The 18,707-nt window shown below is 68.6% G+C and carries 18 protein-coding genes; 6 read left to right on the top strand and 12 right to left on the bottom strand.

The features are described 5' to 3' along the window. Nucleotide 1 precedes the first annotated feature (1 nt). Both bfr and GBO37_RS08355 read right to left on the bottom strand, forming a co-directional pair. A complete protein-coding gene (gene bfr / locus GBO37_RS08360; RefSeq protein WP_127898866.1) occupies nt 2-487 on the bottom strand; it encodes a bacterioferritin in 486 nt (161 codons plus the stop codon). Next, nucleotides 435-728, bottom strand: a complete 294-nt coding sequence (locus GBO37_RS08355; protein ID WP_127898865.1) for a bacterioferritin-associated ferredoxin — start codon at nt 726-728, stop codon at nt 435-437. Before GBO37_RS08355 ends, bfr begins: the two co-directional genes overlap by 53 nt. A gap of 118 nt (nt 729-846) precedes the next feature. Here GBO37_RS08355 and queA point away from each other — a divergent pair, with 118 nt between their 5' ends. The 3 genes from queA to lpdA all read left to right on the top strand — a co-directional run bounded on the left by queA (nt 847) and on the right by lpdA (nt 4,693). Continuing rightward, the gene (gene queA / locus GBO37_RS08350) at nt 847-1,893 is read left to right on the top strand and encodes a tRNA preQ1(34) S-adenosylmethionine ribosyltransferase-isomerase QueA (RefSeq protein WP_127898864.1); all 1,047 of its coding nucleotides are present in this window, start codon (nt 847-849) and stop codon (nt 1,891-1,893) included. 85 nt (nt 1,894-1,978) lie between these two features. Further along, nucleotides 1,979-3,235: an MFS transporter gene (locus GBO37_RS08345; protein ID WP_045998830.1), complete on the top strand. Its 1,257-nt coding sequence runs from the start codon at nt 1,979-1,981 to the stop codon at nt 3,233-3,235. 66 nt (nt 3,236-3,301) lie between these two features. Next, the gene (gene lpdA, locus GBO37_RS08340; protein ID WP_045998831.1) at nt 3,302-4,693 is read left to right on the top strand and encodes a dihydrolipoyl dehydrogenase; all 1,392 of its coding nucleotides are present in this window, start codon (nt 3,302-3,304) and stop codon (nt 4,691-4,693) included. Between the two features lie 52 nt (nt 4,694-4,745). Here the strand turns inward: lpdA and GBO37_RS08335 are convergent, their stop codons facing one another. After that, a complete protein-coding gene (locus GBO37_RS08335) occupies nt 4,746-7,163 on the bottom strand; it encodes a penicillin acylase family protein (protein ID WP_252928360.1) in 2,418 nt (805 codons plus the stop codon). Between the two features lie 137 nt (nt 7,164-7,300). Between GBO37_RS08335 and GBO37_RS08330 the strand changes: the two genes are divergently transcribed. From GBO37_RS08330 to GBO37_RS08320, 3 genes are all read left to right on the top strand, one after another. Continuing rightward, a complete protein-coding gene (locus tag GBO37_RS08330; protein WP_252928359.1) occupies nt 7,301-8,167 on the top strand; it encodes an NAD(P)-dependent oxidoreductase in 867 nt (288 codons plus the stop codon). 54 nt (nt 8,168-8,221) lie between these two features. Beyond that, nucleotides 8,222-8,605: a PaaI family thioesterase gene (locus GBO37_RS08325; protein ID WP_252928358.1), complete on the top strand. Its 384-nt coding sequence runs from the start codon at nt 8,222-8,224 to the stop codon at nt 8,603-8,605. Between the two features lie 78 nt (nt 8,606-8,683). After that, nucleotides 8,684-10,327: a long-chain fatty acid--CoA ligase gene (locus tag GBO37_RS08320; RefSeq protein WP_252928357.1), complete on the top strand. Its 1,644-nt coding sequence runs from the start codon at nt 8,684-8,686 to the stop codon at nt 10,325-10,327. Nucleotides 10,328-10,339: 12 nt separating this feature from the next. Here the strand turns inward: GBO37_RS08320 and GBO37_RS08315 are convergent, their stop codons facing one another. The 9 genes from GBO37_RS08315 to GBO37_RS08275 form a co-directional block, all read right to left on the bottom strand. Continuing rightward, nucleotides 10,340-10,579 (bottom strand): ribbon-helix-helix domain-containing protein, encoded by a 240-nt coding sequence (locus tag GBO37_RS08315; protein WP_084693622.1) that lies wholly within the window; start codon nt 10,577-10,579, stop codon nt 10,340-10,342. Beyond that, the gene (locus GBO37_RS08310; protein WP_252928356.1) at nt 10,576-10,761 is read right to left on the bottom strand and encodes a DUF4169 family protein; all 186 of its coding nucleotides are present in this window, start codon (nt 10,759-10,761) and stop codon (nt 10,576-10,578) included. Before GBO37_RS08310 ends, GBO37_RS08315 begins: the two co-directional genes overlap by 4 nt. 65 nt (nt 10,762-10,826) lie before the next feature. After that, the gene (gene fumC, locus GBO37_RS08305; protein ID WP_252928355.1) at nt 10,827-12,221 is read right to left on the bottom strand and encodes a class II fumarate hydratase; all 1,395 of its coding nucleotides are present in this window, start codon (nt 12,219-12,221) and stop codon (nt 10,827-10,829) included. A gap of 94 nt (nt 12,222-12,315) precedes the next feature. Then, a complete protein-coding gene (locus GBO37_RS08300; protein WP_252928354.1) occupies nt 12,316-13,203 on the bottom strand; it encodes a dihydrodipicolinate synthase family protein in 888 nt (295 codons plus the stop codon). Nucleotides 13,204-13,207: 4 nt separating this feature from the next. Then, on the bottom strand, nt 13,208-13,693 hold the full coding sequence (locus tag GBO37_RS08295) for an SspB family protein (protein ID WP_045998839.1): 486 nt from the start codon (nt 13,691-13,693) through the stop codon (nt 13,208-13,210). 84 nt (nt 13,694-13,777) lie between these two features. Next, nucleotides 13,778-14,578 (bottom strand): sugar phosphate isomerase/epimerase, encoded by an 801-nt coding sequence (locus GBO37_RS08290; protein WP_252928353.1) that lies wholly within the window; start codon nt 14,576-14,578, stop codon nt 13,778-13,780. Continuing rightward, on the bottom strand, nt 14,575-15,807 hold the full coding sequence (locus GBO37_RS08285) for a DUF6005 family protein (protein ID WP_252928352.1): 1,233 nt from the start codon (nt 15,805-15,807) through the stop codon (nt 14,575-14,577). Before GBO37_RS08285 ends, GBO37_RS08290 begins: the two co-directional genes overlap by 4 nt. After that, nucleotides 15,804-18,521, bottom strand: coding sequence for an IucA/IucC family protein (locus GBO37_RS08280; RefSeq protein ID WP_252928350.1), 2,718 nt, complete (start codon nt 18,519-18,521; stop codon nt 15,804-15,806). Before GBO37_RS08280 ends, GBO37_RS08285 begins: the two co-directional genes overlap by 4 nt. Continuing rightward, a partial coding sequence (locus tag GBO37_RS08275; RefSeq protein ID WP_252928348.1) for a hypothetical protein occupies nt 18,511-18,707 on the bottom strand: 197 nt, incomplete at its 5' end. The genes GBO37_RS08275 and GBO37_RS08280, both read right to left, overlap by 11 nt.

Genomic DNA, 18,707 nt, shown 5'->3' with positions numbered 1-18,707 from the left:
CCTATTCGGCCTCGTCAGCGGACTTGGCGTTCAGCTGGCCATAGTTCTGGGCGCCGATCGTCTCGAATAGGTGGATCTGCGTCTCTAGGAAGTCGATATGGCCTTCCTCGTCCTGGATCAGCTCCTCGAACAGCATCTTGCTGGGATAGTCGCCAACGGCATCACAATGGTCGCGCGCCTCGATGTACAGCGTGCGCGCGTCATGTTCTGCAGCCAGATCGCTGTCCAGCGTCTCGCGCAGGGTCTGTCCGATTCGCAACGGGTCCAGACGCTGCAGGTTGGGATGACCCTCCAGAAAGATGATCCGCTGGATCAGCTTGTCGGCGTGGTTCATCTCCTCGATGGATTCGGCGCGCGACTTGGCCGCGATCTTGCCGAAGCCCCAATCCTCCTGCAGACGATAATGCAGCCAGTACTGGCTGACCGCCGTCAGCTCAGAGCGCAGTGCGGCGTTGAGATACTCGATGACCTTGGCGTCGCCCTTCATGGGTGGCATCCTTCTTGCTGTCGGTTCTGGCCCGCAAAATCGGCGGTGCGACGCCCAGCTTATCGCACGCGCGCATGGTGTCCAGAAACAGCGGCATGCAGCCCCCGCAATCGGCGCGCTTGCCCAGGGCGTGATAGATCTTGCCCGGCGTGATGATGGTCTGGGCATCCGCCGCGCGCATCCAGTCGATGGCGGCGCGGATGTCGTGATCCGAGATCATGGCGCAGTGGCAGACGATCATGGCGGGCTCCTGTCGGGCGGAGACTTACCAATTCTGTCGGGCTTGTAAAGTCCGACGTTTTCGCTTTGGCATCACGGCTGCTTGACGCGGGCGCGGGCGGGCCGCAAAACCCCGTGCCATGAAGCTGTCCGATTTCGATTTCGACCTGCCCGCCGACCTGATCGCCACGCGGCCCGCCAAGCCGCGCAGTTCCGCACGTCTGCTGCTGGCGGAAGGCGGGGCCATCACCGATCGCCATGTGGGCGATCTGCCGCAGATCCTGCGCCCCGGCGACCTGCTGGTGCTGAACGACACCAAGGTCATTCCCGCCCGCCTGACCGGCACCCGCGCCCGCCAGACCCCGCAGGGCGAGGCCGTGGCGCGGATCGAGGTCACGCTGCTGGAACCCGCCGCCGAAGGCTGGCAGGCGCTGGCCAAGCCGCTGCGCAAGCTGCGCGTGGGCGAGGTAATCCGGTTCGGCGACACCCTGTCCGCCACCGTGGCCGAGATGACCGCGACCGGCCTGCGCTTGGTGTTCGACGCCACGGGTGATGCGTTCGATGCGGCGCTGCAACAGGTGGGGGCGATGCCCTTGCCGCCCTATATCGCGGCGCTGCGGGCGCCGGACGACCAGGACCGCGACGACTATCAGACGGTCTGGGCCGCGCGGCAGGGCGCGGTCGCGGCCCCCACGGCCAGCCTGCATTTCGACGCCCCCCTGCTGGAGACGCTGGCGGCGCAGGGCGTCCAGTTCGTGCATGTGACCCTGCACGTGGGGGCGGGGACGTTCCTTCCGGTCAAGGTCGACGACGTCACCACCCACCGGATGCACGCCGAATGGGGAGAGGTGTCCCCCGAGGCCGCCGAGGCGATCAACCGTGCCAAGGCGGAGGGCCGCCGGGTGATCCCGGTGGGCACCACCGCCCTGCGCCTGATCGAATCGGCCGCCCCCCGGGTCGGGCGGATCGCGCCGTTCCGGGGCACGACCGACATCTTCATCTATCCCGGTTATCAATTCCGGGTGACCGACGGGCTGATGACGAACTTTCACCTGCCCAAATCCACGCTGCTGATGCTGGTTTCGGCCCTGATGGGGTCCGAGAAAATCCGGGAAATCTATGGACATGCGGTCGAACGGGGCTATCGTTTCTTCAGCTATGGCGACGCGTCGCTGCTGATCCCCTGAGGTCGGTTTCCTGCTGGCATCGGGGCCCCGTCGGGCATAGGTCGGGCATTCCGCCCCCACGCCCCTGAACAAGACGAGACCCGCGATGATTTCGGTGTTGCGCACCACATGGCCGCTGCTGCTTGGCATCCTTCTGCTGATGGTCGGCAACGGCATGCAGGGCACCCTGCTGGGCATCCGCGGCGGGATCGAGGGCATCCCGACCTTCCAGATGTCCATCGTCATGGCCAGCTATTACGGCGGGTTCCTGCTGGGCAGCCTGACCGTGCCGGACCTGATCAAGAACGTCGGCCATGTCCGCGTCTTTGCCGCCCTGGGGTCGCTGATCAGCGCCGTGCTGGTCCTGTTCGCGGTCGAGCCCCACTGGATCAGCTGGACGGTCCTTCGGTTCCTGATCGGGTTCTGCTTCTGCGGAGTCTATGTCACGGCGGAAAGCTGGCTGAACGCCGGCTCCACGAACGAGAACCGCGGCCAGGCGCTGTCGCTCTACATGATCGTGCAGTTGCTGGGCATCGTGATCGCGCAGGCCCTGCTGAACGTCAGCAGCCCGGCGGGCTATCTGTTGTTCATCATCCCGTCGGTGCTGGTGTCGCTGGCCTTCACGCCGATCCTGCTGTCGGCCCAGCCCGCGCCGCAGTTCCAGACGATCAAGCGGATGTCCTTTGCAAAGCTGTACAAGGCATCGCCGCTGGGCTGCGTGGGGATCTTCCTGATCGGGGGCGTGTTCTCGGTCCTGTCGGGCATGTCGTCGGTCTGGGGCGCCCAGATCGGGCTGTCGGTGGCGCAGATCAGCCTGTTCGTGGCCGCGATCTATGCGGGGGGCCTGGTCCTGCAATATCCGATCGGCTGGATTTCGGACCGCTATGACCGGCGCAAGCTGGTCCTGGGCATGTCCGCCATCGGCGGGCTGTGCGGTCTGGTGACCGTCGCGGCACAGCCCGGAACCCTTGGCCTGGTCATCGCTGGGGCTATCATGGGCGGGGTCGCGAACCCGGTCTATGCGCTGCTCTTGGCCTATACAAACGACTATCTGGATCAGTCCGACATGGCGTCGGCATCGGCGGGTCTTCTGTTCATCTATGGCATCGGCAGCATGGGCGGGCCGATCATCACCGGCTGGATGATGGGTATCATCGGGCCCGACGGGTACTGGGTCTACATGGGCGTCCTGCTGGCGCTGCTGACGGCCTATGCGGGATGGCGCACCACTCAGCGTCGTGCCCTGACCCCGGACGAACAGGGCAGCTTTGCTGTCATCACGCCCAATGCGACCCCCCTGGCGGTCGACGCGGTGCTGGAGGAGGCGCAGTCGGACGACCCGTCGCCCCAGCCTGCGACCTGACCGCCCGCTTGCCGCCTTGGGGCAAATGGTTTAACGCTGAACTATAATTCATCAGCGGGGGACCCGATGGCCCAGAATTTCGACTTGGTGGTGATCGGCGCAGGGCCGGGCGGCTATGTGGCCGCGATCCGGGGCGCGCAGCTGGGCCTGAAGGTGGCCTGCATCGAACGCGAGCATCTGGGCGGCATCTGCCTGAACTGGGGCTGCATCCCGACCAAGGCCATGCTGCGCTCCGCAGAGGTCTATCACCTGATGCACCGGGCCAAGGAATTCGGGCTGAAGGCCGAGGGGCTGGGCTATGACCTGGACGCGGTCGTGAAGCGGTCGCGCGGCGTTGCCAAGCAGCTGTCCGGCGGCATCGGCCACCTGTTCAAGAAGAACAAGGTGACGGTGATCATGGGTGAGGCCAAGCTGGCCGGCAAGGGGAAGGTCACCGTCAAGACTGACAAGGGCACCGAGGAGGTGACCGCGAAATCCATCGTGCTGGCCACCGGCGCGCGGGCGCGCGAGCTGCCTGGGCTGGAGCCGGACGGCAAGCTGGTCTGGAACTACAAGCACGCGCTGGTCCCGCCGCATATGCCGAAGAAGCTGCTGGTCATCGGATCGGGCGCCATCGGCATCGAATTCGCCAGCTTCTTCAACACGCTGGGCGCCAAGACCACCGTGGTCGAGGTCATGGACCGCGTCTTGCCCGTCGAGGATGCCGAGATCAGCGCCTTTGCGAAGAAGCAGTTCGTCAAGCAGGGCATGACGATCATGGAAAAGGCTGCGGTCAAGAAGCTGGACCGCAAGGGCTCGACCGTCACCGCCCATATCGAGGTCGGCGGCAAGGTCGAGACGCAGGAGTTCGACACGGTGATTTCCGCCGTGGGCATCGTCGGCAACACCGAGGGGCTGGGCCTGGAGGAGGCCGGGATCAAGGTCGATCGCACCCATGTCATCACGGACGAATACTGCCGCACCGGGGTCGAGGGCGTCTATGCCATCGGCGATCTGGCCGGCGCACCTTGGCTGGCGCACAAGGCCAGCCATGAGGGCGTGATGGTGGCCGAGCTGATCGCGGGCAAGCACCCCCATGCGATCAAGCCGGGCAGCATCGCGGGCTGCACCTATTGCCACCCCCAGGTCGCATCGGTGGGCCTGACCGAGGCCAAGGCCAAGGAGCAGGGGCTGGACATCAAGGTCGGCCGCTTCCCCTTCGTCGGCAACGGCAAGGCCATCGCGCTTGGGGAACCGGAAGGCATGATCAAGACCATCTTCGACGCCAAGACGGGCGAGCTGCTGGGGGCGCACATGGTCGGCGCCGAGGTGACCGAACTGATCCAGGGCTATGTCATCGGGCGCCAGCTTGAGACGACCGAACAGGACCTGATGGAGACGGTCTTCCCACATCCCACCCTGTCGGAAATGATGCACGAATCCGTGCTGGACGCATACGGGCGCGCCATCCACTTCTGATTACGGTTGGAACACGGGAATGAAGGGGGGGCGGTTTCGCCCCCTTTTCTCGTCAGTCGGCCGGTGTCAGCGTGGTGATGCCCGCGGCCGCGGCGCGGGCCAGGTCGGGGTCCAATGACATGCCGATGTATTCGCCCCGCCGCCACAGGCCAGCCAGGTCGTCGTAATGGCGCGACAGCGGATGACCCGACTGTCCGGTCGAGGTGATGAACACCGAACTGTCCGGGTCCGCCAGGTCGATCACGCTGCGATAGCCGGCCCCGCCGATCGCCTGATAGGGGTCGTCGCCGGTGCCGATCATGCCGGTGCGGGCCACGGTGAACTCTCCGCCTGAGATCGACTGGGTGATGTTCATGATCCAGCCAAGCGCGGGCAGCGCGCCCAGGCCCGGATGCACGTGACGCGCCTGATGCGCGTCGCCCCACCGCCAGCTGGTCACGTCGGGACCGTATTCGGCGGTCAGGTCCAGGATGGCGCGGTCCAGCGACTGGCGGGCAATGGTCGCGCAATCCTCGGTCGCGGCGCTTTGGACCACGTCGCACCAGGCGGCGGCACCGTCGCGATCGCGGAACACCGCGTCGATGAAATGCGGTTGCAGGCGGATCAGGTCGTCGGCCAGCGGCCCCAGCTCGTCCCGGACCAAGCGGTCCTGCAGCGCGCCCATCCAGGCGGCATAGATCAGGGGTTCAGGCAGGTGCTCGTTCATGGCGCCGTCCCATTCGGCCAGCAGGGTCAGGGCGTCCTGACGCTGGCGTTCCGGGGTGCCGGGCGCCGCCGGATCGCCAGTGAACCACAGGTTCGCCCCCACCAGCGGCAGCAGGGCGCGGGCCGCAGGGCTAACGACGTCCAGCTGTGCGGCGATAAAGCTGTCGCGGGAATGTACCTCGCGCCCGCCCAGCAGCCCGGACAGCCGGTCATGACGCAGCCCGTCGGCCTCCGGCTCCTCCGTCGCGAGGGCAAGGCCGTCCTGCGGGCGACGCGCCTGGGTCGCCAGCGACACGGTGCCCTGCCATGCGGTTTCGGTCAGCCAGCCGGGCGAGGGCAACGCGCCCTTGGTCGGATGGTCGTCGGCCCGCTGGGGTGCCGCACCTGCGGCCAGCCGGGTGACCGTCTCTCCCTGCGCCAAGGTCACGTCCAGCGCCGGGGCGACCACGTCGGCCAGGGCGCGGGTCGCCTGATCGGCGTCGCCGGCCCGCATCAGCGCCATCAGCGCGGACATCGTGCGGTCGCGCTGCGACAGCCCCGTCCAGCGCAGCGACGGGACATGCCCGATGGGCGTCACGTCGCGCAGCCCCGGGTCCAGGCCCGGGACGACGGGGCCGTTCTGCGTCTCCCGCAGGGTGATGGTTTGGGGGGGCGCGTCCAGCACGCGGATCACCTCGGTCCGGGTCCGGAACTCCGTCCAGCCCTGCGTGCCGCGATAGCGGTCGGTGTTGCCAGGCTGGACCTCCTCTATGGCGATGTCGGCCACGTCCAGGTCCAGAGGCGTAAGCGCCCAGGACAGCGTCGGATTGCGCCCGGACAGGACCAGCGGCATGCCGGGCACCGTGGCCCCGATCACCCCGCCGCCTTCCAGCTCCAACCGTGCCAAATAGTACAGCGACGGGACCGTCAGCCCGGCATGCAGGTCGTTGGCCAGCAGCGCGGCCCCCGCGGCCGTCCGCTGCGCCTCGGCGCCGAAGGCATTGCCGCCAAGCGCCTGTTCGGGGCGCAGGAAGCCAAGCGGGTCGTAATCCGCCTGCGGGTCCAGGCGCCGTTCGGGCGCACCAAGGCGGGCACCGGGAAACAGCCCCGCATAGTCGGGCAGGGCGGCAGGTATGCCGGCCCGGTCGACGATCTGCATGCCGCGTTCGGGCCAGGCCAGGGCCAGCCGGGCGCGCAGGATTTCTTCTCCCGCGGAATCGGTGCCGGCCGCCGCCATCAGCTTCAGGATCGCCAGCGAATCGGCGGGCTGCCAGAAGGTGATGACATCCGGGAACAGGAAGAATTCGGGCGCGCCGCGCCCCATCGCACCGTCGTTGACGATGCGGATCCACTGGTTCACCCCGTCGGCATAGGCCTGCAGCGCCGCAAGGGTGTCGTCGTCCTGCACCTCCAGCGAAGCCTGAGCCGCGCGCTGCAGGCCCAGCCTGCGGATCAGGTCGTCGGCGGGCAGGGCGCGAGGGCCATGGACCTCGGCCAGCCGGCCCTGCGCCGCGCGGCGCAGCAGGGTCATCTGGAACAGCCGGTCCTGCGCATGGGCCAGGCCCAGGGCAAAGAACACGTCCGCGTCGGTCTTGCCGAAGATGTGCGGCACATTCTCGGTCGAGCGCACGATCTCGACCGGGGCGGTGATGCCCGTCACCGGATAGCTGGCGGTATAGTCGGGCAGGGACCGCACGGCAAAATACCAGACCAGCACGGCGGACAGAACCGCCAGGACGATCAGCGCGATGGTCAGCCGCAGAAGCCAGCGAAACAAGGTCAGCATGTGCGGGCAGGTCCTTGGCCGGGGGCGCGGCACGGGTTGACCCTGCCGCGCATGGATGGTGGTGTGTTGCATAGGACAGGCGCGCGGGCATTTCAACGCACCCCCGCGCGACGGGCAGCGACCCGAGGGAGATTTGCATGGCCAAGACGGCGTTTCTGGGACTGGGCGTGATGGGCTTTCCGATGGCCGGGCATCTGGCCGCGGCGGGACATCAGGTGACGGTGTTCAACCGCAGCCCGGCCAAGGCCGAGGCCTGGGTCGGCCGGCACGGCGGCGCCTCCGCCGCGACCCCGCGCGAGGCGGCGCAGGGCGCGGATCTGGTGATGTGCTGCGTGGGCAATGACAACGACCTGCGCCAGGTATGCCTGGGGCCCGACGGGGCATTCGCGGGCATGGCGCAGGGTGCGGTCTTCGTCGATCACACCACGGTCTCGGCCAAGGTGACGGAGGAGCTCGCGCAGGCGGCGGCAGAGGCGGGCATCGGCTATGTCGATGCACCCGTATCCGGCGGTCAGGCGGGGGCCGAAAACGGCCAGCTGTCGATCATGTGCGGGGGCACGGTCGCGGATTTCGATCGCGCCGCGCCGGTCATCGATGCCTATGCCAAGATCTGTCGCCGGATGGGCGATGTGGGCGCGGGACAGATGACCAAGATGTGCAACCAGATCGCGATCGCGGGGTTGGTTCAGGCGCTGTCGGAATCGCTGGCATTCGCGCAGAAGGCGGGGCTGGACGTGGCCGATGTCGTCGAGGTGATCAGTCAGGGTGCGGCCGGCAGTTGGCAGATGGTCAACCGTCATGCGACCATGCATCGCGGCGAATTCGAACACGGGTTCGCCGTCGACTGGATGCGGAAGGATCTGGCGATCTGCCTGCAGGCAGGGGACCAGCTGGGTGCGGCGCTGCCGGTCACGGCACTGGTCGACCAGTTCTACAAGGATGTGCAGGCGATGGGCGGCGGCCGGTGGGACACCTCATCCCTGATCGCGCGGCTGACCCGCTAGGGCCGGGGAACGACAAAAGGCGGGATGCCCGCCTCTAACGAAGGGACTTGGGGGATGACGGATCACAGCTTTGCCGGACAGATCGAGTTCGAGATCACCGGCGTGAACGAGCAGGAAGCCACCGGAGAGATGACCGTGACCGCGGGCATCCTGAACCCGTTCGGAACCATCCATGCGGGCGCGCTGGTCTGGTTCGCGGACGTGGTCGCGACGAACTTGGTCCTGGGCGGAGAGCAGCCGCAGGAGGGCATGGACAACTTTCCCGTGGCGATCACGCTGAACGCCCAGCTGCTGACCAACCGCCGCGACGGGGTTCTGACCGCGCTGGCATCCTGGATGCGGCGCGGGCGTCGCATCTCGACCGTGCGCACGCAGGTCACCGATGCGGACGGGGCGGTGCTGCTGGACCTGACCTCGACCCATGTCAGTGCCCGCTGACCCTGCGGCACCATCGCGCCGGGCGGGTTGAAACGCCCGGCAATCGCGTCATCATGGCGCCATGATGGAGGAGACGTCATGGACGGTCTGATGATGCACCGCTCGCTGCTGCAAAGCGGGCTTCTGGATTTCGCCGCCGAGAGCTTTCCCGAAGCGCGGATCGTGTCGCGCCGGGTCGAGGGAGACCTGCACCGACAGAGCTGGGCCCAGATCCGTGCCCGCGCGGTCCAGCTGTCCTTCGCGCTGGAGGGTTTGGGCGTGGCGCCTGGCGACCGGGTCGCGACGCTGGCCTGGAACGGGCACCGCCATCTGGAAATCTATCACGCCGTGCCGTCCATCGGAGCGGTCTGCCACACGATCAACCCGCGGCTGTCGGCCGACCAAATGGTCTTCATCGCGCATCACGCGGGCGACCGGCTGCTGTTCACTGACCTGAGCTTCGTGCCGCTGCTGGAAAAGCTGCAGGACCGCCTGCCGTCCATGCGCTGTGTCGTCATGACCGACGCGGTGCACATGCCGCAGACGACGTTGGATGCGCTGTGCTATGAGGACCTGCTGGCGGGGCAGCCGACCGAGCGGGTCTGGCCGGATTTTCCGGAAACGACCGCATCGGGCCTGTGCTATACGTCCGGGACGACGGGCGATCCCAAGGGCGTCCTGTATTCGCACCGATCTAACATGCTGCACGCGCTGGCCACGGCGGCGGTGCTGGGCCCGGACCTGGGACCGCAGCCGCGCATCCTGCCGGTGGTGCCGCTGTTTCACGTCAACGCCTGGGGTCTGCCCTTCACGGCCCCGCTGATCGGGGCCAGCCTGATCATGCCCGGCCCGGCGCTGGACGGAGCCAGCCTGTGGGACCTGTGCCAGGCCGAGGGCGTCGAAAGCGCCTGGGGCGTGCCCACCATCTGGCAGGGGCTGTTCGCCGAGATCCAGTCCCGCGGGGCCAAGCCCGCGGCGCTGCGCCACATCGTCGTCGGCGGCAGCGCGATGCCCCGCAGCCTGACCGAGGGCTTTGAACGTCTGGGCATCGACGTGAACCACGCCTGGGGCATGACCGAGACCTCTCCGCTGGGCAGCCAGGGGTCGCTGACGCCGGCGCAGCGCGATCTGCCGTTCGACCGGCGCATGGCGCTGAAGCAGGCGCAGGGGCGGCGGGTGTTCGGTGTCGAGATGAAGATCGTGGACGACGCGGGCACCCGCCAGCCTCATGACGGCCAGGCCATGGGAGAGCTGTTCGTGCGCGGCAACACCGTGGCCGCCGGTTATCACGACAATGCCGGTGCGACGGCGCGCGCCATCGACGCCGACGGCTGGTTCGGGACAGGCGACATCGCCTCGATCAGCGCCGACGGCATCCTGACGCTTCGCGACCGGGCCAAGGACCTGATCAAGTCGGGTGGCGAATGGATCAGTTCGATCGACGTCGAGAACCTGGCAGTCGCCCATCCGGACGTGGCGCAATGCGCGGTCATCGCGCTGCCCCATCCGAAATGGGATGAACGCCCGCTGCTGGTGATCAAGCCCAAGGGGGCCGCCCGACCTGGGCTGGAGGAGATGCGGTCCCATCTGGGCGCGCATCTGGCCAGCTGGCAGCTGCCCGATGACGTCGTCTATGTCGACGAGATGCCCCTGACGGCGACCGGCAAGATTAGCAAGCTGACCCTGCGGGAGCAGTTCCGCGACCACGTCCTGCCCGACCTGCGGGGCCAGGCGGCTGACTGACCGAAGGGCGGGTCAGGGATCCTGCGCCTGCAGGGTGGACAGCACATAAAGGCGCAGGGCCGTGGCCAGCCCGATCTGCGGCGGCCGGGCATGGTCGATCTGTCCGATCAGCGCGGCGCGGGTCAGGTCGCGCGCCGCGGCCTGGGTCGCCAGCGCCTTCCAGAACGCATCTTCCAGCGACACCGACGTGCGGTGCCCGTCGATGGTCACCGACCGCTTCAGCGGCGGCGTCATGGCGGGCAGGTCGATCATTCGTCGGACGTGTCGCGCCGATGCGCGTCCAGCACGCGGGCCGCGCGGTCGCGTTCGGCCTGGCGCGCGTCGCGCAGCGGCTTGGCCTCTCCGTGCAGGGCGGCGTTCGCGTCGCCCTTGGCACGCTTGGCGTCGCGGTCGCGGGCCTTGCGGGCCTGGCGCAGGTTGATGATGCGGGTCATGGCGGTCCCTGAAACGACGAAGGGCGCGCCACTGTGGCGCGCCCCCCGGCCTTGGGTCAAGAGGGTCAGCCCTTGGGGCTGATCATGTCCTCGGGGCGGACGACGCGGTCGAAGGTCTCTCCGTCGACGAAGCCCAGGGCGATGGCCTCCTCGCGCAGCGTCGTGCCGTTCCTGTGCGCGGTCTTGGCGACCTTGGTGGCGTTGTCATAGCCGATGGTGGGCGCCAGCGCCGTCACCAGCATCAGCGATTCGCGCATCAGCTGGTCGATGCGCTTTACGTTGGCCTGGGTGCCCACGACCATGTTGTCGGTGAAGCTGGACGCCGCATCGCCCAGAAGCTGCATGGATTGCAGCACGTTGTAGGACATCATCGGGTTGTAGACGTTCAGCTCGAAATGCCCCTGCGACCCGGCAAAGCCCACGGCGGCGTCGTTGCCCATCACATGTGCGCAGACCATGGTCAGCGCCTCGGCCTGGGTCGGGTTTACCTTGCCCGGCATGATCGACGATCCGGGCTCGTTCTCGGGCAGGATCAGTTCGCCCAGACCCGAACGCGGCCCCGACCCCAGCAGGCGCATGTCGTTGGCGATCTTGAACAGCGATCCGGCCACCGTCTTCAGCGCGCCCGAGAACATGACCATCGCGTCATGGGCGGCCAGCGCCTCGAACTTGTTCGGCGCGGTGACGAAGGGCAGGTCGGTGATCTTGGCGATTTCCGCGGCGATGGCGGTGTCCCAGCCCTTCTTGGTGTTCAGGCCGGTGCCGACGGCCGTGCCGCCCTGGGCCAACTCATAGATGTCGGGCAGGCAGGCCTTGACCCGCTCGATCCCCTTGCGGACCTGATGGGCATAGCCGCCGAATTCCTGACCCAGGGTCAGCGGCGTCGCATCCTGGGTGTGGGTGCGGCCGATCTTGATGATGCCCTTGAACTCGGCCGACTTGGCCTCCAGCGCGGCGGCCAGCTTCTCCAGACCCGGCAGCAGCGTGTCGCGCGCCAGCATGGCGATGCCCACATGCATCGCGGTCGGGAAGGTGTCGTTCGACGACTGGCCCATGTTGCAATGGTCATTCGGGTGGACGGGTTTCTTGGACCCCATCTCTCCGCCCATGATCTCGATCGCGCGGTTGCTGATCACCTCGTTGGCGTTCATGTTCGACTGGGTGCCGGACCCGGTCTGCCAGACGACCAGCGGGAAGTTGTCGTCGAACTTGCCCTGGAACACCTCGGTCGCGGCCTGCTCCATCGCATCGGCCAGATCGGCGGGCAGGTCGCCCGAGGCGCGGTTCACCCGGGCGGCGGCCAGCTTGATCGCGCCCAGGGCGCGGATGATCGGCACCGGCTGGCGTTCCCAGCCAATCGGGAAGTTGATGATCGAACGCTGCGTCTGCGCGCCCCAGTATTTCGAGGCGTCAACCTCCAGCGGGCCGAAGCTGTCGGTTTCGGTGCGGGTCTTGGTCATCGGGTCGCTCCCTCACGGTTTCGGGGCGGGTTGTAGCGGTCCGGGCCATCGGGCGCAATTCGTATGCAACGGTATGCTGGCGCAAACAGCCCCTTCAGTCGTCCAGCGCATGCATTGCCGCGCGCAGGCGCGGGGTCAATGCGTCGGGCAGGGGCAGGATCGGTCGGGGCGGCTGCGCGTCGGTCAGGTCCATCAGCCGGGCGCAGGCATGAACGACCCGCAGGCTGCCATGGGCTTGGAACAGGTCCCACATCGGCTGGAACCGGGCCTGCCAGCGGGCCGTTTCGGGCCGGTCGCCCGCACGGGCGGCGCAGGCCMGGGTCAGCGTCTGGTCGGGCCACAGGCCCGCCGCCACGCTGAACCAGCCGTCGGCATGGTTCAAAAGCGCGTCGGGACAGCCCCAGTCGCCACTGTAGCCGATGGCGAAATCGGGCGGCAGATCGGTGCGCAGGGCCGCGATCTGGCCCGCGAAGTTCCCGCCCGCGGGCAGCGGCATCTTGACCGCCGTGACGGTCGGCAGCGACGCCAGCCGGGCGATCAGCGCGGGCGAAAAGGTGAAATGCGTGGTCGATGGATTGTTGTAGATGCAGATCGGCAGGTCCGACGCCCCTGCGACGGTTTCGAAATGCCCAAAGACCTCATCCTCGGTCAGGGGGGTGTAGGACATCGGCGCCAACAGCAGGCCCGTCGCCCCCGCATCTGCCGCATGACGCGCCAGCGCGGCCGAGGTGTCACTGCGCAGCGCGCCCACGCCCGCGATCACCGGCACCCTGCCGCCGGCGGCGTCCAGCGCGGTCTCCAGAACCTTCCGGCGCTGGTCGGCCTCCAGATAGGCATAGCCGCCCGTCGATCCCAGCACGCCGATGCTGTCCACGCCCGCCCGCGCAAGGCGCAGGATCAGGCGGCGCAGGTCGGCGGGCAGGGGGTGGCCCGCGGCGTCGGTCGGCGTGATCGGAAAGGCCGACAGGCCGCGCATGGTCATGGCGCTATTTCCGCCAGCGGTCCAGGCGCACGACATCGGCGCCGCCCGACGGGGGCGTGTCGTCGCCGTCATCCTCGGCGTCCAGCTGGTATTCGGCGTCGGCCTCGGCGTCCTCATCCTCGTCGTCGTCGCTGTCCTGCGTCTCGAAGCGCAGGCCGAATTCGACGGAGGGGTCCACGAAGGTACGCAGCGCATCGAACGGGATCTTCAGCGGCTCCGGCTGGTTGCCGAAGTTCAGCGTGATGGTGAAATGGTCGGGCTGGATCGTCAGGTTGTCGAACCAGTGCTGGATGACGATGGTCATCTCCTCGGGATAGCGTTCGCGCAGCCAGTCCGCCATCTCGACACCATCGTCGCGGGTGTCGAAGGTGATGAAGAAATGATGCTCTCCGGGCAAACCGTCGCGGGCGACCTGGCGCAGCACCTCGGCGATCAGCCCCTGCATCGCGCGATGCATCATTCCGCCGTAATCCAGTCCCGATCGCGCCATGACGTCACCCTACCTTTTCTTGCCGGCAAGCATAGGGATATGACCGGGGATGAAAAGGGGGGCGGAGGTGGATTCCGCGTCCTCTCACGCCGCGCGGTCCAGCAGGTCCCGCCGCAACGCGCGCAGATCGGCCGCCATGGTCGCCGCGGGCTTTGGGCCGAACCATTCCAGCGACGCACCCATCCCCGCCGGCACCGCGCGCAGGAACGCCGCATAATCGACGACACCCGTCAGCAGCGGGCACATGCCGTCACGGCTGCCGCGCGGATCGTGGACGTTGTCCGGGTGAAAGACCGACAGGCGGTCGCGCGCGGTCACGGATTTCAGGTGCAGGTGATCGACATGTTCGCGCAGCGCGGCGAATGCAGATACGGGGTCGGCCCCCGACTCCCACACATGCAGCACGTCGAAGTTCACGCCGATCGCGGGATGGTCCAGCGCATCCAGCAGGTCCAAGGTCGCGGGCAGGCTGTCGGCCAGGGTCTGCGGATGCGTCTCGACCGCGATGCGCAGGCCGCGGTCATGGGCCATGTCGGCCGTCGTGCCCAGGTCGCGCAGGATCGCGCGGCGCTGATCCGCCCCCGCCTGATCGCGCCCCACGCCCCCCGCGAACAGCCGCAGCCGTGGCGCGCCCCAGGGCCGGGTCAGGTCCAGCAGGTCGGCCGCTTCGGCGCGGCTGAAACCGGGAGTGCCCAGGGGCAGATAGCCCGCCAGCATCGGCACCGGGGGACGCTGCGGCAGGTCACACCATTCGACAGCCAGCGTGCGGGCATGCGGGGCCCAGATCTCCAGCCCGTCGAACCCTTCGCGGGCGACATAGCGGGCCAGGTCGCGGGCGGTCACGTCCAGGTGGCGGAAGGCCACGGAACAGGCATTGATCCTCATGCGCGCGCCCCCTGCCAGCGGTCGAACCACTGGCCCACGGTGGCCTTGATGCCCCGTTCCAGCAGGGTCAGCCGGTCCAGATCGGCCAGCACCTGCAGCAGATCGTCGCCGTCACCGCCGCGGGCAAAGGCCACCGCGCGCAGATGGGCCGCGTTCAGCCCGCCATGCAGCGCCGCGATCCGGTCGCAGCATTCCTCGAACGCATCGTGATCGGCGCCCTCGATGTCGCCGAAGATCGCCAGCGCGTGCTCATAGGCGTATTTGCGGATCGCGATGACCGGCAGTTCGCGCAGCGCGGGTTCCAGATCGGCGCGCGGCAGGTCGGCGACATGGGCCTGCACGATGCGGCGGATCGCGTCGATCAGCGTCACGGCCTGCGCATCAAAGGTCGCGTGGTGCATCGCGGCGATGGTCGCGTCGTCCGCGGGATGCGCGCCCGCATTGTCGAAGGAAAAGCCTCCGGCCACGGTGGGTGCCAGGAATGCCGCCCGCAGGTCGCGGGCGGGCAGCGGCCCCTCCCACCGGAAATCCGGGTCGCGCATCAGCCAGGTGTCGGGGTCCGCCGTGGGCTCCAGCAGGGCATAGTGGGGAAAGCTGGCCTGGGCGAACTTGTTGTCGCGTTGCGGCAGCAGTGCCATGTCGACCATCGGCATGACGTAGCGGCCGGGCTGCCAATCGGCCAGCAGCGCGTGCAGGCGGCCCAGGTTCCGCGCGCCCGGCGCGGCATCCTCATGCCAGCGCGTCACCTGCAGGCCGAACAGGCGACCAGCCCAATGCAGATAGAAACCGTGATCGATCCCCGGCGCGTGATAGGACAGGCGCATCCTGTCGTCGACGATCACCTGCCCGTCCCACAGGCCCAGATACAGCGGGCGGTGGTCGATCCCGTCGCGGTCCTTCAGCGCCTGACACAGGCAGCTGACGACGCAATGGACCTTGATGTCGACAGGTTCATCGGGCGCGGGGGTCACGCCCGCCAGCGCCATCGACAGCGCCTGCACGGTCATTCCGGGGGCACGGTCGAACGTATCCTCGGCCATGGTGATGCCCGCCTCGTCCAGATGCAGCATCAGCGTCATCAGGGCGACCGAATCCAGGCCCAGGTCATGGCCAAGCCGCGCCTCGGGACCAAAGGCCGCCATGCGCGGGCAGGCCATCGGACCGGCCAGGATCGCGCGGATGCGGTCCTGCATGTCCTGCGGGGCGGGGATGGGGCGGGGGTCGGTCATGCGGGGGCCTCCGACAGGGTTTCGGCAAGGGCGCGGCGGGCGATCTTGCCGTTCGCGCCACGCGGCAGGGCGGGCAGGCGGACCAGACGCACCGGCCGCTGGCGCGGCGACAGCAGGGCCGCCAGATGGGCATCCAGCCGCGCCTCGGCGATGTCGCCGGAATAGGCAAGTGCCGGGCGCTGATGCGCGACGGGGTCCGGGACGGCGAATGCCACCGCGTCGGTGATGCCCGGCAGGCTCAGGGCCGCGGCCTCGATCTGGGCGGGATAGACGTTCAGGCCCGCGACATCGATCACCTCTGCCTGCCGCCCGGCAAAGATCAGGTGGCCGCGGGCGTCGATCACGCCCAGATCGCCGGTCTGCACCGTCGCGCCTGCGGCATGGACGGAGACGGGGCCGGGTGCGTCCCGCCCGGCCTGCAGGCGGACATGCGGCAGGGGCAGGCCCATGTCCTCGGGCCGGTCGGGGTTCTGGGCGATGGCCAGGCATCCCGCCTCGGAACAGCCGTACTGCTGGAACAAGTGGCGCGCCGCCCCGCGGATCGCGTCAAACCACGGCTGCGGCAGCACCGTCCCCGACGACATCACCGCGTGCAGCCCCTGCGCCCCGGCCAACCGCGCCAGCACATGCAGCAGCGGCGGTGCGGCATAGATCAGCGGATCGCGGATCCGGGCCAGCTGGCGCAGGATGGCGCGCGGGTTGGCGTGGTTCAGCACCACCGGAGCATGTCCCCGTGCCTGTCCGACAAGCACACCGGCGATCAGTCCATAGGAATGGGTGATCGGGGCCGCGATCACCGGCGTCATCCCGGCCGCCTGCGGAAAAGCGTGCAGATAGGAGTCGATCTCGGTCTGGATGGCGGCCCAGCTGCGGGCGATGATCTTGGGTGCGCCGGTGGTGCCCGAACTAGTCTGGATCAGCACCCCACCCGGCGCATGCGGCGCGTCCTGTCCCAACCCCTGCAGACCCGCATCGGTCATCATCAGGTCGCAGCCCGCCCGCCTTGCCAGATCGCGCGCCTGATCGGGGGGCGTTTCCGGGTGGATCGGATGACAGGACGCGCCCGCATCCCGCAGGCGCAGGATCTGCGTCAGGCAGGCCGCGCGGTCAGTCATCAACAGTCCGATGCGCGTGCGGTCGGGGTCGCGGCCGGCCAGCAGGTCGGGGGCGTCCGGGCCGAACGGATCGAACAGCGTGTCGTTCAGGTGGAACAGGCGGGTCATGGCGGGCTCCTTCAGCGGGTTCGGCGCAGGGTGGGTTTCGGTGCGGCCCAGCAGCCCCGCGGCCAGGCTTTCCGCAGGAACGGTTGCGGCGTCGGTGCACAGGCTGGGAGCATGGGGCAGGGCGGCGCGGGCCAGCCGCCAGAAGATCGCTTCGGGCAGATGGCCGGTGCGGTGCAGCAGATCCGCCAGATCCGACAGCACGTGGGTAACCAGGCAGTCGGCAACCAGATCGCGCAGGTCGGTGGCCCGGCCCATGCGGTGATAGGTGCCGTCCGGTGCCCCCGCCATCGCCGGTTCGATGGCCGCAAGGTCCGGGGCGGGCAGGCTCAGCCGGTCCGGCAGGTACTCCAGGCTTTCGCTGAAATCGCGGGCCACCAGCCCGGTCGGCCAGCCGCCGTCATGGGTGATCAGCAGGTTCTGGCCATGCGCCTCCAGCGCGATCCCGTGATGGGTCATCAGGCGCCAGACGGGCTGCAGGATCGTCAGCAGCCGCGCGGTCCACGCCTGGGTGCCATGCGCGGCCAGCCAGGGCGCGATCAGTGCGCGCCCGTCCGGCTGGGTCAGCGACAGGGCCGACAGGGGCATGGCACCTGGGGGCGGGGGGCTGCGCCGGATCACGGCCAGCCTGCCGCCCAGCAGGTCGCGTGCGACGATGGCCGTGCCATGTTCCGGCAGGATCGTCAGCCCGGCCAGGTGCCGATCGGACGCCACCACGCGTTCCAGCCAGTCCGAGATGGCCGGCGCCACCGCCACCGACCACGGCACCAGGTCGCGGACCGAGGAGGTCACCCCCACGCCAAGCGACAGCTTCAGGTGATCGCCCCCGTCGCAGGCGGCCAATGTCCGCAGCGACGCCGTGGCCTGCATCCGCGGCCCGTCCGCCGGAAGCACCTTCAAGGCCCCGCGCGCCATCAGCGCCTGCACCGCCGGGTCACGTTGCAGGCGCCGCCACTGCCACGGATGGACCGGGATGGCCCCCGGCGGCGCCCAGCCCTGCGCGGGGTCAGTACCTGCGCGTGTCACGATTGCGTGGTCGACCGACAACCAGACCGGCACGATGGTCCTGCCGCCTTCGGGGCCGAAGGCGGCATTGTCGGCGTCCGAAAACCCGGCGCGGGACTTGAAGCCGGGATGATAGGGATGCCCCTCGATCAGGCTCGCCTCCAGCGCCGGGCCGGTCAGCGACAGGCGGTCGTTCCGAACCGGCCCCGCCGCGCGCAGGAAATGCGCGCTGCGCCGCATGGCGGTCATCAGCGCCGCGGGATCGTGGCCGGCCCTGGCCAGCGCGCGTTCCAGGTCGTCCGGTTTTAGCAATCCGCCGGTGGTATCGCGCGGGTCGTCCAACAGCCTGACACGGCCGCTGGCCTGCAGGCGATATGGCGCCCGGATGGCCAGGCCGCCCACTGTCCAGCCGCCCTGCGCCGGGCGCAGGATGCGTTCGAAGGCCAGAGCCTCTATCGTCTGGCGCAGGGCGCGGGTCTCAGGCGACATCGGACAGCAACCCGGCATGGACCAGCGCGGGCAGGGGGTTCGGCACGCGGATCATCGGTGCGCGTTCCCCGGGGATCAGCAGTTCGTCCACACCGCCCAGCTGGGTCAGCAGATTTCCCTTGGCGGGCAGATGCGGCTGCGTCAGCCAGCGGCGGGCCAAGGCGCCGCCATGACCCGGCAGGCGGG

The organism is Paracoccus sp. 08 (assembly GCF_024105395.1).
In the GTDB taxonomy this organism is placed as follows: Bacteria; Pseudomonadota; Alphaproteobacteria; order Rhodobacterales; family Rhodobacteraceae; genus Paracoccus; species Paracoccus marcusii.
Note: the sequence above shows the minus strand (reverse complement) of the source record. Positions and strands in the feature narration are given on the sequence as shown.

What these genes read in the sequence shown, in the direction of transcription:
- bfr (WP_127898866.1), bottom strand. Translation starts at nt 487, where the DNA reads ATGAAGGGCGACGCCAAGGTCATCGAGTATCTCAACGCCGCACTGCGC.
- GBO37_RS08355 (WP_127898865.1), bottom strand. Translation starts at nt 728, where the DNA reads ATGATCGTCTGCCACTGCGCCATGATCTCGGATCACGACATCCGCGCC.
- queA (WP_127898864.1), top strand. Translation starts at nt 847, where the DNA reads ATGAAGCTGTCCGATTTCGATTTCGACCTGCCCGCCGACCTGATCGCC.
- GBO37_RS08345 (WP_045998830.1), top strand. Translation starts at nt 1,979, where the DNA reads ATGATTTCGGTGTTGCGCACCACATGGCCGCTGCTGCTTGGCATCCTT.
- lpdA (WP_045998831.1), top strand. Translation starts at nt 3,302, where the DNA reads ATGGCCCAGAATTTCGACTTGGTGGTGATCGGCGCAGGGCCGGGCGGC.
- GBO37_RS08335 (WP_252928360.1), bottom strand. Translation starts at nt 7,163, where the DNA reads ATGCTGACCTTGTTTCGCTGGCTTCTGCGGCTGACCATCGCGCTGATC.
- GBO37_RS08330 (WP_252928359.1), top strand. Translation starts at nt 7,301, where the DNA reads ATGGCCAAGACGGCGTTTCTGGGACTGGGCGTGATGGGCTTTCCGATG.
- GBO37_RS08325 (WP_252928358.1), top strand. Translation starts at nt 8,222, where the DNA reads ATGACGGATCACAGCTTTGCCGGACAGATCGAGTTCGAGATCACCGGC.
- GBO37_RS08320 (WP_252928357.1), top strand. Translation starts at nt 8,684, where the DNA reads ATGGACGGTCTGATGATGCACCGCTCGCTGCTGCAAAGCGGGCTTCTG.
- GBO37_RS08315 (WP_084693622.1), bottom strand. Translation starts at nt 10,579, where the DNA reads ATGATCGACCTGCCCGCCATGACGCCGCCGCTGAAGCGGTCGGTGACC.
- GBO37_RS08310 (WP_252928356.1), bottom strand. Translation starts at nt 10,761, where the DNA reads ATGACCCGCATCATCAACCTGCGCCAGGCCCGCAAGGCCCGCGACCGC.
- fumC (WP_252928355.1), bottom strand. Translation starts at nt 12,221, where the DNA reads ATGACCAAGACCCGCACCGAAACCGACAGCTTCGGCCCGCTGGAGGTT.
- GBO37_RS08295 (WP_045998839.1), bottom strand. Translation starts at nt 13,693, where the DNA reads ATGGCGCGATCGGGACTGGATTACGGCGGAATGATGCATCGCGCGATG.
- GBO37_RS08290 (WP_252928353.1), bottom strand. Translation starts at nt 14,578, where the DNA reads ATGAGGATCAATGCCTGTTCCGTGGCCTTCCGCCACCTGGACGTGACC.
- GBO37_RS08285 (WP_252928352.1), bottom strand. Translation starts at nt 15,807, where the DNA reads ATGACCGACCCCCGCCCCATCCCCGCCCCGCAGGACATGCAGGACCGC.
- GBO37_RS08280 (WP_252928350.1), bottom strand. Translation starts at nt 18,521, where the DNA reads ATGTCGCCTGAGACCCGCGCCCTGCGCCAGACGATAGAGGCTCTGGCC.